We start from the raw sequence: 13,112 nt of genomic DNA on the forward strand, positions 1-13,112 counted from the left end.
TTGCTCTGGCTTCTGTGTGCCTTAGAGCCAACCGGAGTCGTGTCTGGTGTACTCGGTTAGACATGTGGGAGGGGGCTTGCCCCCGATCGCGGTGGAACAGCCCGCTTATTTGTCGCTGACCCACCGCCATCGGGGCAAGCCCCCTCCCACAGTTTGATTGCGGGATGACGGCCAGATACAGGTCAGGTTCGAAACCGGCTGACCAGTTGATTCAACGTCTGCGACAACGCCGTCAATTGCTGTGCATCCTGGCGTGTGGCGTCGGCCAGGCTTGCCACCAATTGCGCATCCCCGTGAATCTGGCTGATATGCCGATTGATGTCTTCGGCCACCTGGTGCTGCTCTTCCGCGGCGGTGGCGATTTGCGTATTCATGTCGCGGATCACGTCCACCGACTCACGGATCAACCCGAAACTTTCGCGAGCGTCGTTGATCGACACCACCGTTTCCTGGGACACCTCAAGGCTGGCATGCATCTGCTTGCCCATCTGGTGCGTGCGCCGCGCCAGGTTACCCAGCAGCCCGTCGATTTCGCCGGTGGAGTCCGACGTGCGTTTGGCCAACGCGCGCACCTCGTCCGCCACCACCGCAAAACCACGGCCCTGCTCACCCGCCCGCGCGGCTTCGATGGCGGCGTTCAGCGCCAACAGGTTGGTCTGTTCGGCGATGGAGCGGATGGTGCCGAGGATCGACTGGATGTCGTTGCTGTCTTTTTCCAGTTGCTCCATGGCCTGGGCGGAGTGGCCGATTTCTTCGCTCAGGCGCCCCACGCTGTTCACCGCCGCGTCGATCTGTTGCTGCCCGGTATGGGCCTGGCGCTGGCCGTTGTCGGCCGAGTCGGCGGCCTGGCTGCAGGAACGTGCGACTTCGTTGGAAGTGGCGACCATTTCATGAAACGCGGTGGAGACCATGTCCACCGCTTCGCGCTGGCGCGAGGCGACTTCGGCCATTTCCACCGAGACTTCAGTGGCACTGCCAGAGCTGCTGTGGATCTGCCCGGCGGCCTGGCCGATGCGTTGAATCAGCGTGCGGATCGCTTCGAGGAACTGGTTGAACCAGCCGGCCAGTTGCGCCGTCTCGTCGCGGCCCTTGATCGCCAGGCGCGCGGTCAGGTCACCTTCGCCTTGAGCGATACCTTCCAGGCCACTGGCCACGCCGCGAATCGGCTTGACGATCAGCCCGGCAAACCAGGCCCCGACCCCGGCAAATAGCACCGCGCACACCAGCGCGATGGCTGCGATCAGCCAGGTCAGGCGCGCCGCGCCGGCCATCACTTCACTTTCGCGCATCACCCCGACAAATCGCCAGCCCAATGCCTTGGATGGCCAGACAAGCGCCATGTAGCGCTCCCCCGCCAGCTCGACCTGGACCAAACCCTGGCCGGCCTCGCTCAACTGCCGGTAGCCCTCGCCCAACTCGCCCAGCGCCTTGAAGTTATGGGACGGGTCATTCGGGTCGACCAGTACGGTATTGTCGGCCTCCATCAGCATCAGGTAGCCGCTCTCGCCCAACTTGATCTGCTTGACCAGGTCGGTCAGTTGCTTGAGCGATACGTCGATATTCACCACCCCACCCGGCTTGCCCTGGCGGCTGTTGAAACTTTGCACGGTGCTGACCAGCACCACATCGTCGGCGGCCCAGTAGTAGGCCTGGGTGCGCAGGGTCTTGCCCGGCTGCGCCATCGCGGTTTTGTACCAGGGACGCGTGCGCGGGTCGTAGCTGGCGAGCTGGGGGTCGCCGGGCCAGAACACATAACCACCGTCTTCGGTGCCCAAGGACAGATAGGTATAGGCCGAATGACTCTTGGCCAAGCCTTCGAACAGTTTGAACACCTGCTCGTCACGCACACCGGGGGCGACGCGCGCAGCATCGGCGGCCAGGTAGCGTTTCACATCGCCATCAATGCCCTGCAACTGCGGGTGCGCTGCCAGGTAGGCGACGTTCTGGCTGATGCCCTCGAAAAACAGCTGCATGGCGTTGTCGACCTGGCGGATCTCGCGCTCGCTGCCGTCGATAAAGCCATCCCGTGCTTCATGACGCACGTTGAGGATGATCATCACAGCCACCAGAATCACCGGCAGGCTGGCGATCACCGTAAAGGCCAGGATCAATTTTTGTTTTATGTTCATCTAGCTCGCCTTCCTTGTGAGGTGAGAGTGCGACCGTTGGAGAGAAAAGTTTTGCGGATATTCCGTATTATGGTATACCAACAATCAATCCGCCGAACAGCCGTCATCACTGGCAGGCTTCACAAGGGCGTGAGCATTCAAGGGCCCGCAGTCGACAGGCCGATCACAATAGATCCGAGGTAAGCGTCATGAAGTTTTCCCTGTTCGTACACATGGAGCGCTGGGATGAAAGCATCAGCCACCGCCAGCTGTTCGAAGACTTGACCGAACTGACCCTGATGGCCGAAGCCGGTGGTTTCAGCACCGTATGGATTGGCGAGCACCACGCCATGGAATACACCATCTCGCCCAGCCCGATGCCATTGCTGGCTTACCTCGCGGCCAAGACCACCACCATTCACCTGGGCGCCGGCACCATCATCGCGCCGTTCTGGCACCCGCTGCGGGTGGCGGGTGAATGCGCCTTGCTCGACGTGATCAGCAACGGCCGCATGGAAGTCGGCCTGGCCCGTGGCGCTTACCAGGTGGAATTCGACCGCATGGCCGGCGGCATGCCCGCCTCCAGCGGTGGCCAGGCCCTGCGCGAAATGGTGCCGGTGGTGCGCGCGCTGTGGCAGGGCGACTACGCCCATGATGGCGACCTCTGGAAGTTCCCCACCTCCACCAGCGTGCCCAAACCGATCCAAAAGCCCAACCCGCCGATGTGGATCGCCGCCCGCGACCCGGACTCACATAACTTCGCGGTGGCCAACGGCTGCAACGTGATGGTCACGCCGCTGATGAAAGGCGATGAAGAGGTGCTCGACCTGAAGAACAAATTCCAGGCCGCCCTGGACAACAACCCGGCGGTGCCGCGCCCGCAATTGATGGTGCTGCGCCACACCCACGTACACGCCGCCGACGATCCAGAGGGCTGGAAAGTCGGGGCCAAGGCGATCTCCAAGTTCTATCGCACCTTCGATGCCTGGTTCGGCAACAAAGAGGTGCCGGTCAACGGCTTCCTGGCGCCAAGCCCGGAGGAAAAATTCGCCGCCCGCCCCGAGTTCGAACTGGACAGCCTGCACAAGACCGCGATGATCGGCACCGCCGAAGAGATCATCCCGCGCATCAAGTACTACCAGGAATTGGGCTTGGATGAGTTCAGCTTCTGGTGCGACAACAGCTTGCCCCACGCCGAGAAGAAGAAATCCCTGGCGCTGTTTATCGAGCAGGTCGTGCCAGCGTTTCGTTGATTGATATGAGCCGTAGGCCGGTGGGGATGTTCCGCCACGCCTACGGCTGCTTTGCCAACTGATACACCGCCCCCAACCAGACGCCCCCCGAAAGCCGAACAGGTCCGCACCGGGAGCGGCCTGCCGCGCCGCGATCGCCCAATCCTCTTGAATACTTGCCTGATCCTCCGACTTATCGGCGCTTTGATAGATAGCCCTTGCCCCCTGGTCTAGAGTTCGACAATGAGCGCCTGTCGCTCGCATAAGAAAAAAGCCCCACCGACCGAAGATCAGCCGATGAGCCACGGAGCCATGCATCATGGAGCTACGAATCAACCAAAAGTCCTATCAGGTCGATGCCGACGCCGACACGCCATTGCTGTGGGTCATCCGTGATGACCTTGGGCTGACCGGTACCAAGTACGGCTGCGGCCTGGCGCAATGCGGCGCCTGCTCGGTGCTGGTGGACGGCAACGTGGTGCGTTCCTGCGTCACACCGGTGGCGGGTGTGGTCGGTCGCGAGATCACCACCATCGAGGCCATCGAGGCCGATGCGGTGGGCCAGCGGGTGGTCGCCGCCTGGGTCGAGCATCAAGTGGCGCAATGCGGTTACTGCCAGTCCGGGCAGGTGATGGCCGCCACCGCGCTGCTCAAGCATACCCCCGCGCCGAGTGATGCGCAGATCGAAGCGGCGATGGTCAACCTGTGCCGCTGTGGCACCTATAACGCCATTCGTACCGCAGTGCATGACCTGGCCAAGCAGGAGAATGCCTGATGAACACGCGCTACGAGCTACCCGACCTGTCGCTGAGCGAGCCCGTCAACCTGTCGCGCCGGCGCTTTCTGGCCAGCACGGCCGTGGGCGCGCTGGTCATCGGATTCGGCTTGCCGCTGGGCGCGGCCCGGGTGCAGGCCGCCGCCACGGCGGAACGCGGCACCCAGGTGCCGGCGTTCCTGGAGATCCGCCCGGACGGCAGCGTGCGCCTGCTCAGCCCCTTCATGGAAGGTGGCCAAGGCACCCATACCGCGATGGCGCAGATTGTCGGCGAAGAGCTGGACGCCGACCCCGCCACGTTCATCGTCGAAGCCGCGCCGCCCGGTGAAGCGTATGTGGTGATGGAAAACGGCATGCGCATTACCGGCGGCAGCATGTCGGTGCGCATGAGTTACCCGACCATGCGCCGCCTCGGCGCCCTGGCCCGCGCCATGCTGTTGCAGGCCGGCGCCAAGCAGTTGGGCGTACCGCTGGCCGAGCTGACCACCCAGCCGGGCCGTGTGGTTCATGCCGCGTCCGGCCGCTCACTGGGCTACGGCGAGCTGGCCAGTCGCGCGCTGGACATGCCGGTGCCCGACCCGGCCAGCATCACCCTGCGCGACCCGAGCCAGTTCCGCTGGATCGGCAAGCCGGTCAAGCGCCTGGATGCCTATGACAAATCCACCGGCAAGGCGCAATACAGCATCGACATGAAGGTCGACGGCATGCTCCACGCCGCCGTGCAGCATGCGCCGCGCCTGGGCATGAGCGTGGGCGGCCTGCGCAACCAGGCCCAGGTCGAAGCCATGAAAGGCGTGCACTCGGTGCATCAACTGCCTGGGGCGGTCGCCGTCGTGGCCGAACGCTGGTGGCACGCCAAGCGCGCCGCCGAGGCGATCCAGGTCGACTGGCAGGAAGCTGCCGCCGATGCCAGCGTGCGCGTGATGCCGGCGAATTTTTCCAGCGACACGTACCGTGATTTTCTTGCGGCCCAACAAGGCCCGGCCCGCGACGACGAAAACCAAGGCGACGTCGCCGCCGCCCTGGCAAGCGCCAAGACCCAGGTCGAAGCCACCTACCACAATCAATACGTCAACCACGCTCAGTTGGAGCCGCCGTCGGCCTTGGCACGCTTCAACCCCGACGGCACGCTGGACATCTGGCTGCCCAACCAGGCGCCCGACCTGTTCCGCGCCGACATCGCCAAGCGCGCCGGTCTCGACCCGTCCAAAATCAACCTGCACTCGCCCCTGCTGGGCGGCTTTTTCGGCCGCCATTTCCTGTATGACTCGGCCAGCCCGTACCCGCAGGCCATCGCCCTGGCCAAGGCGGTGGGCCGTCCGATCAAGTTGATCTGGAGCCGCGAGGAAGAGTTTCTGCGCGATGTGCTGCGCCCGGTGGCGGTGGTCAAGTTCCGCGCCGCGCTGGACGCCGAAGGCTTGCCCGTGGCAATCGAGGCAGTCAGCGCCACCGAAGGCCCCACCGAAGCCATCGCCGGCAAACAGGGCGAAAAGCTCGACCCCACGGCCCTTGAAGGGCTGTCGGGCAAGAGCTACGCCATCCCCAACAAACGCATCGCGCAGATCTACGGCAAGGGCCCGGCCATGCTCGGCTATTGGCGCTCGGTGGGCAATTCGCTCAACGACTTCTTCTACGAAGCGTTCCTTGATGAACTGGCGGACAAAGGCGGCCGCGATCCCTTTGAGCTGCGCCTGCACCTGCTGCGCGACAACCCACGGCTGACCACCTTGCTCAACGCGGTGGGCGAGCTGTCCGGTGGCTGGAAGCGTGGCCCCTACACCGCCGAGGATGGCACCCGACGCGCGCGCGGCGTGGCCATGGCTTCGCCGTTTGGCTCCCACGCCGCAGTGATCGCCGAAGTGTCGATCGACAAGGGCCAGGTCAAGGTGCACCAGATCTGGGAAGCCATCGATCCGGGCAGCATCGTCAACCCGGCGATCATTGAGGCCCAGGTCAATGGCGCCGTGGCGTTGGGCCTGTCGCAAACCTTGCTGGAGGAAGCGGTGTACGTGGACGGCAAGCCACGTGCGCGCAACTACGACCTGTACCCGATCCTGCCGCCTTCGCGCATGGCCCAGGTGCACGTCAAGATCGTCGAAAGTGGCGAAAAGATGGGCGGTATCGGCGAACCACCGCTGCCTGCCGTGGCGCCGGCGGTGGCCAATGCGGTCGCGCAGCTGACTGGCCAGCGCATCCGCAGCCTGCCATTGAGCCGATACACCTTCAGCTAACCGACAAGGAACGCCCATGAACAACCGCCGATTCGCAAGAACCGTAGGCTGGCTCGCGCTGGCCGGCCTGGTCGCCGCCGCGCTGCTGGCCTGGTATGTCAACCGCCAGCCCGCTTCACCCTTCGCACAGGAAGCGGCCGCCAGTAGCGAGCCGGCCCTGATCAGCCGTGGCGAGTACGTCGCCCGCCTCAGCGACTGCGTGGCCTGCCACAGCCTGCCGGGCAAGGCGCCGTTTGCCGGCGGCCTGGAGATGGCCACGCCGCTGGGAGCTATCCACGCCACCAACATCACCCCCGACCAGGGCACCGGCATCGGCGCCTACAGCCTGGCCGACTTCGACCGCGCGGTGCGCCACGGCGTAGCGCCAGGTGGTCGACGCCTCTACCCGGCCATGCCCTACCCGTCCTATGCCAAGCTCAGCGACGATGACGTGCGTGCGCTGTACGCGTTTTTCATGCATGGCGTGCAACCGGCCAAGCAGCCGAATATCCCCAGCGATATTCCCTGGCCGCTGAATATGCGCTGGCCCATCGCGTTGTGGAACGGCCTGTTCGCGCCGACCGCCACCTACGCGGCCAAGCCCAGCCAGGACGCGCTGTGGAACCGCGGCGCCTACATCGTCCAGGGGCCGGGCCACTGCGGCAGCTGCCACACGCCGCGCGGCCTGGCTTTCAACGAGAAGGCCCTCGACGAATCCGGCGCGCCGTTCCTCGCCGGCGCCCTGCTCGACGGTTGGTACGCCCCCAGCCTGCGCCAGGACCCCAACACCGGGCTGGGGCGCTGGAGCGAACCGGAGATCGTGCAGTTCCTCAAGAGCGGGCGTAATCAACACGCGGTGGTCTACGGTTCGATGACCGAAGCCTTCAACAACTCCACCCAGTTCATGGCTGACGACGACCTGGCGGCCATCGCGCGCTACCTCAAGTCACTGCCCGGCGACCCGCAGCGCGACGGCACACCCTGGCACTACGTGACCGCCGAAGCGCGCCCGGACTCCCCCGGCGCGCACACCTACGCGACCCGCTGCGCCTCCTGCCACGGCCTTGACGGCAAGGGCCAACCCGAGTGGATGCCACCGCTGGCCGGCGCCACCTCGGCACTGGCCAAGGAAGACGCCTCGGCGATCAACATCACCCTCAACGGCTCGCAACGCGTCGTCGCCGCCGGCGTGCCGGACGCGTACCGCATGCCGGCCTTCCGCGAGCAACTGACCGACGCGCAAATCGCCGAGGTTCTGAGTTTCGTGCGCAGCAGTTGGGGCAACAGCGGTGGCGCGGTCGACGCGAAGGCGGTGGCCAAGCTGCGCGGGCATACAGACCCGGCCAGCAGCAGCCCGATTATTCTGCATATGCGCTGAAAGGCGTATTCCGGCGATCGCCCCGGCAAGCAGGCTTGTTGTGGCGAGCGGGCTTGCCCTAATGCCGTTCAGTTAAGCGTACATCGCCTTCTGTAGGAGCGAGCTTGCTCGCGAAAAACGTCAACGATAACGCGTGTTTCCTGAGTGAACGCGGCGCCTGTGAGTTCTTCGCGAGCAAGCTCGCTCCTACAAAAAAGCCTTAACTGAACGGCATTAGGACAAGCCCGCTCACCAAAGCAGATACCCATGCTCAGGAGGAGAACACTTGCGCCCGTGGTCGCGCAGGCTGTGGGTGCCTGAGCGGTTGCTGCCGGGCGAGTTGCGCCTGGACATGAGCGACGGCATCCAGCACTCGCTGTGCCCAGTTTTCGTCCTGCGGGTCCACCACGACCACGCGGAAACCATGGTCATGGCCTTCACTGCGCACACCTTCGGAATCATCGACATGCAAGTCGATATCGAAGGCCGGCGGAAATTTGGAGGGGGTATTCGACAGGCCATGCACCGTCAGCGCACGGTTGTGCAGCACGCTGTTGACCACACCGTCGACACGGATGCCATACAGCATGAGCCAACGCCGAATATAGGACGGTGTGCGACCGGACGAGGTATAGACCCAGATGCTGCAACCCTGGCGGCGCAGTTCGCGGGTCAGGGCGCGTGTCCCCAGGCGCAGCGGCTCGCCGAGCAACCGGTGGACACAGGCCGGCAGCCGGCTGCGTTCGACGGCGCTATGGTGGAGCTGGCAGGCCAATGTGTCATCGATATCAAACGAGATACGGATGCGCGGGCGTTTGAACAGGCGCTGGAGCGTGTCGGTCACTGAATACCGTCCCATCAAAGGCCTCCCTGATAGGCAGGCACGGCGGTGTCGCTCAGGAAAAACTTCATTGGATCAGGCGCCTTATCTTCCAGGAACGCAGCGTATTTTTTCTTGATCTTGGGCAATTCGTACAACGCCTTGACGCCATGCTTGGCGGAGTTGCGTATGACCGAGGACGGGTTGAAATAGCCCTCGGCGTTATCCAGCGTCAGCACGAACGGCGGCAACCCGGCGCGCATCAGCAAGTAGCTGACGATCAGCGAGCCACTGCGGTTGTTACCCTCGATGAACAATTGCGGCTTGCTGAGGATGCGCACATACACACCCGCGGCACGCTTCCACACGGACTCACTGCGATACGCGCAATACCAGTTGTACAAGTCCTTGATGCCACCTTCAACGTTGTTGAAAAAGTGCTCCTCGGTGGCCGCCAGGTGCTGGGCGTATTCCAGCCGACGCACCGGGTCCTTGCCGCAGAGCACGGTGGCGTTGATCTCCAGCATCAGGTTCAGTTGCTGCAGATCGAACAGGTCGACGCCGCGAGCGACATAATCGTCAATCAGCGCGTAGCCTTCAAGCACGTTGTGCAGCACTTCGTCCGTCAAGGGGTCGCGCGGCTCGGTAAAGTGCCGGCTGAGTTCGGCAAAGCGGCTCTGTACCTCACGCAGTGCGCGTTCGATCGCGGGCAAATCAAGACGACGTGTTGCAGGCATTGGCAATCCTGAGAAACGTTGGATAAGTGGGTCAGCTGAACTTGCCGCTGATGTAGTCCCCGGTCATTTGTTCGCGCGGGTTGTCGAAAATCTGCGCGGTGGGGCCCATCTCCACCAGGTAGCCGGTGCGCGTGCCCTGGGAAATGTCCACTGAGAAGAAGGCCGTGGTGTCCGCCACGCGGATGGCCTGCTGCATATTGTGGGTGACCAGCGCGATGGTGTAGTCCTTCTTCAACTCGACCATCAGTTCCTCGACCCGGCGGGTGGCGATCGGGTCCAGCGCGGAACAAGGCTCGTCGAGCAACAGCACCTCCGGCTCGGTGGCGATGGCGCGGGCGATACACAGCCGTTGCTGCTGGCCACCGGACAGCGACAGGCCGCTGACCTTGAGCTTGTCCTTGACCTCATCCCACAGCGCGGCGCCTTGCAGGGCGTGCTTGACGCGATCACCCAGGTCGCCCTTGTAGCGGTTGAGGCGCAGGCCGAAGGCGACGTTGTCGAAGATGCTCATCGAAAACGGGTTCGGCTGTTGAAACACCATGCCGATATAGCGGCGCACGACCACTGGATCAACGCCCTTGCCGTAGACGTCCTGCCCGAGGAAATGCACATGGCCCTCGAAGCGAAAGCCCTTCACCAGATCGTTCATGCGGTTGAGGCTACGCAGCACGGTACTTTTGCCGCAGCCGGAAGGCCCGATGAAGCCGGTGATCTTGTTTTTTTCGATCGGCACATGGCTGTCACGCACGGCCATGAAGTTGCCGTAGAAAATCTTGTCCAGTTTGCAGTCCATGACCACAGGCGCCTGGGTGACAAACGGAGCGGCTCGTTGCGCAGTTGATACGTTCAAAATTCAGGTGCTCCCGTTCTCAATACTTGGGCTTGCCGAAAATACGGCTGACGATATTTACGACCAGCACGATCATGACCAGCACCAGCGAGGCCGCCCAGGCGAGCTCAAGCTGGTTGTCGAAGGGCATGCCTGAAAAGTTGTAAATCAGCACGGCCAACGAGGCCGTCGGATTCATGACGGCCAGGCTGCCGTCGTGGTAGATCCAGTAGTTGCTGAACAGCGCGGTAAACAACAACGGCGCGGTTTCGCCCGCCGCTCGCGCCACGGCCAGCATGACGCCCGTGAGGATCGCCGGCAGGCCGGTGGGCAAGACGATTTTCCAGATGACCTGCGAGCGTGTGCAGCCCATGCCGTAGGCCGCATCCTTCATGATCTTGGGCACCATCCTCATCGACTCTTCCGCCGTCAGCACCACGATGGGCAGCATCAGGACCGCCAGTGCCACGCCGCCCGCCGGGGCCGAGTAGGTCCCGGTGGTCATCACCACCAGGGCATAGGCAAACACCCCGGCCAGGATGGAAGGCAGCCCCGTGAGCATCTTGGCGGCAAAGCGCGAGGCGTTGGCCAGCTTGCTGTCCGGCCCCAGTTCGGCCAGGAAGATCGCCGCCATGATGCCGACCGGTACGGCGATAGCCGCCGCGATACCGACCATCACAAAGGTGCCGACCATGGCGTTGCCGAAGCCACCACCCGTCTCGAACCCCGTCGGAGGCAACTCGGTGAACACTTCCAGGCTCAGGCGCGCCCCGCCGCGCATGATCAGCATGTAGAGCACGGAGATCAGCGGCACGCTGGCCAGTAGCGCGCCGCCCCAGACCAGGGTGGTCAATACCAGGCTACGCAGGGCGCGGCCTTCGAACTTGCGCTGCAAGCTGGGCATCGCGCCTGCGGGCGCGGTCAGGTCGGTTGCTGCAGTGAGATCAGTCATCACTTATTACCCCGTTGGGCATACATCATGATCATGGAGCCGAAGACGTTCACGATCAGCGTGATCAACATCAGCACCAGTGCCGCGTACATCAACACCTCGATCTCGTTCGGCCCGGCTTCGGGGAAGTTCAGCGCCAGCAAGGCCGCCAGGGTATTGGCCGGGGCAAACAGCGACAGGGAGATATTGTTCGCGTTACCGACCAGCATGGCCAGGGCCATGGTTTCACCCAGCGCGCGGCCCAGGCCCAGGACCAGCGAGCCGAAAATACCGGTGGCGGCGGACGGGACCATCACCTTGAGAATCGCTTCCCAATGGGTGGTGCCCATGCCATAGGCCGCTTGCTTGGTTTTCATCGGCACGGCGGTCAGGGCGTCCTGGGACACCGCGGCAATGGTCGGCAGAATCATGATGGCCAGTACCAGCGCCGCCGGGAGCAGCCCCGGCCCGCTCAAGGACGTGCCGAAAAACGGGATCCAGCCCAGTTCAGTGTTCAACCAGGCCGTCAGCGGGCGAATGGCCGGGATCACCACGTAGATGCCCCACAGGCCGTACACCACGCTGGGGATCGCGGCGAGCAATTCGACGATGGTACGAAACACGGCGGCCAGCTTGGCGGGCAGGAAGTCCTGGGTCAGGAAAATCGCCATGCTGACGCCGAAAAATCCGGCGATCAACAAGGCGATCAGGGCGCTGTACAGCGTGCCCCAAATAGCCGGCAGAATGCCGTACTTGCCCTGGTTGACGTCCCAGACGCTGCCGAGCAATACGTCAAAACCGTGCTTTTCCATGCCGGGAAGGGCTTTGCGTCCCACCTCGAAGACCAAGGCAAAGACCAATGCCAGCACCAGCACCACCCCTATTCGCGCAAGCGCACGGAAGGTCCGGTCAACCAGGAAATCCTTCGTAGACGGTGGCTGGCAGGCAGAATCCGGGTTAACCGGTACGACAAAAGGTGTGTTCATTGGCGAGTTCCGGAACAGGGGGGAAGCGCTCCCGGCATGGCTGGCAGCACACACCGAGAGAGGCCCTAAGCGCGTTACTGGATGTTGGCGGACGCTTTGCGAACCTGGTCCACGACCGATTTCGGCAGCGGGATATAACCCATCGAGTCGGCGATTTTCTGCCCCTCGGTCAGGCTGTACTCGACCATTTCACGCATGGCCTTGGCCTTGGCCGGGTTGCCGTTCTGCTTGCGGAAGATCATCCAGGTGTAGGAGGTGATCGGGTACGACTTGGCACCGTCCGGGTCCGGCAGCCAGGCCACCAGGCTTTCCGGCATTTTCACCGCGGCCAGGGCTTCGGCACCGCTTTCGGCGTTCGGCACGACGTAATGACCGGACTTGTTTTGCAGTTGGGCAAAGTCAACCTTGGCCAGCTTGGCGAAGCCGTATTCGATGTAGCCAATAGCGCCCGGGGTCTGGCGTACGGTGGCGGTCACACCATCGTTCTTGGGCGATTTGATGAATTTGTCGCTGGCTGGCCAGTTGACGGTGTTGCCCTCACCCAGCTCTTTCTGGAACTGCGGATTGATCGCTGCCAGGTGCTTGGTGAAGACCGCCGTGGTACCGCTGGAGTCTGCACGCACAACCACGGTGATCGGCGTATCGGTCAGTTTCAGGTCAGGGTTGGCGGCGACGATCTGCGGATCGTTCCACTTGGTGATCTTGCCCAGGAAGATGTTGGAGTACACATCCCGTGGCAGCTTCAGGCCCTTGGGGTTGCCCGGCAGGTTGTAGGCCAGCACGATTTCGCCCGCGGTCATCGGCAGCAACTGCGCGCCTTCGGCGACCTTGGCGATGTCTTCGTCTTTCATCGCCGAGTCACTGGCGGCGAAGTCGACGGTTTTATTCAGGAAGTCCTGTACACCCGCGCCGCTGCCCTTGGATTGGTAATCCACGGTGACACCTTCGCTTTTCTTGCTGAAGTCCTTGAACCAGGTGAGGTAGATCGGTGCAGGGAAACTGGCGCCGGAGCCGGTCAGGCGGACGCTCTCGGCAGCGAACACCGTGGTGCCGCACAGCGATACCGTAACGGCGAGTGCAACAGACTTCATCAAGCTTTTCATTAAGGGAACTCCTTGTGTTTAAGG

11 protein-coding genes are annotated in these 13,112 nt (G+C 63.2%); 4 read left to right on the forward strand and 7 right to left on the reverse strand.

Features of this window, described 5'->3' with window-relative positions:
• Positions 1 to 182: 182 nt before the first annotated feature.
• Positions 183 to 2,129, reverse strand: coding sequence for a methyl-accepting chemotaxis protein (locus tag P2T68_RS23550; RefSeq protein ID WP_069075681.1), 1,947 nt, complete (start codon positions 2,127 to 2,129; stop codon positions 183 to 185).
• A gap of 188 nt (positions 2,130 to 2,317) precedes the next feature.
• Here P2T68_RS23550 and P2T68_RS23555 point away from each other — a divergent pair, with 188 nt between their 5' ends.
• From P2T68_RS23555 to P2T68_RS23570, 4 genes are all read left to right on the forward strand, one after another.
• Positions 2,318 to 3,361, forward strand: coding sequence for an LLM class flavin-dependent oxidoreductase (locus P2T68_RS23555; protein ID WP_277378362.1), 1,044 nt, complete (start codon positions 2,318 to 2,320; stop codon positions 3,359 to 3,361).
• Between the two features lie 298 nt (positions 3,362 to 3,659).
• A complete protein-coding gene (locus P2T68_RS23560) occupies positions 3,660 to 4,115 on the forward strand; it encodes a (2Fe-2S)-binding protein (protein ID WP_024074662.1) in 456 nt (151 codons plus the stop codon).
• Positions 4,115 to 6,346, forward strand: a complete 2,232-nt coding sequence (locus P2T68_RS23565) for a xanthine dehydrogenase family protein molybdopterin-binding subunit (RefSeq protein WP_277378363.1) — start codon at positions 4,115 to 4,117, stop codon at positions 6,344 to 6,346. The genes P2T68_RS23560 and P2T68_RS23565 overlap by 1 nt, the downstream gene beginning before the upstream one ends.
• A 16-nt stretch (positions 6,347 to 6,362) precedes the next feature.
• Complete coding sequence (locus P2T68_RS23570) at positions 6,363 to 7,703, forward strand: cytochrome c (protein WP_277378364.1); 1,341 nt, start codon at positions 6,363 to 6,365, stop codon at positions 7,701 to 7,703.
• A gap of 250 nt (positions 7,704 to 7,953) precedes the next feature.
• On the opposite strand, the gene P2T68_RS23575 is transcribed toward P2T68_RS23570, so the two are convergent.
• The 6 genes from P2T68_RS23575 to pstS form a co-directional block, all read right to left on the reverse strand.
• Positions 7,954 to 8,541 (reverse strand): hypothetical protein, encoded by a 588-nt coding sequence (locus P2T68_RS23575; protein ID WP_024074659.1) that lies wholly within the window; start codon positions 8,539 to 8,541, stop codon positions 7,954 to 7,956.
• Positions 8,541 to 9,239 carry a hypothetical protein gene (locus tag P2T68_RS23580; RefSeq protein WP_024074658.1) on the reverse strand — a complete coding sequence of 233 codons (699 nt, stop codon included), beginning with the start codon at positions 9,237 to 9,239 and terminating at the stop codon, positions 8,541 to 8,543. The genes P2T68_RS23575 and P2T68_RS23580 overlap by 1 nt, the downstream gene beginning before the upstream one ends.
• Before the next feature lie 31 nt (positions 9,240 to 9,270).
• Positions 9,271 to 10,032 (reverse strand): phosphate ABC transporter ATP-binding protein PstB, encoded by a 762-nt coding sequence (gene pstB, locus P2T68_RS23585; protein ID WP_017847588.1) that lies wholly within the window; start codon positions 10,030 to 10,032, stop codon positions 9,271 to 9,273.
• Between the two features lie 76 nt (positions 10,033 to 10,108).
• Positions 10,109 to 11,020 carry a phosphate ABC transporter permease PstA gene (pstA, locus tag P2T68_RS23590; protein WP_277378365.1) on the reverse strand — a complete coding sequence of 304 codons (912 nt, stop codon included), beginning with the start codon at positions 11,018 to 11,020 and terminating at the stop codon, positions 10,109 to 10,111.
• Positions 11,020 to 11,985, reverse strand: a complete 966-nt coding sequence (gene pstC / locus P2T68_RS23595; protein WP_024074655.1) for a phosphate ABC transporter permease subunit PstC — start codon at positions 11,983 to 11,985, stop codon at positions 11,020 to 11,022. Before pstC ends, pstA begins: the two co-directional genes overlap by 1 nt.
• Before the next feature lie 74 nt (positions 11,986 to 12,059).
• Entirely contained in the window at positions 12,060 to 13,088 is a 1,029-nt protein-coding gene (gene pstS / locus P2T68_RS23600; protein ID WP_069075677.1) for a phosphate ABC transporter substrate-binding protein PstS, read from the reverse strand.
• Positions 13,089 to 13,112: the final 24 nt, after the last annotated feature.

It is taken from the genome of Pseudomonas sp. G11, from assembly GCF_029457515.1.
Lineage (GTDB): Bacteria > Pseudomonadota > Gammaproteobacteria > Pseudomonadales > Pseudomonadaceae > Aquipseudomonas > Aquipseudomonas gorinensis.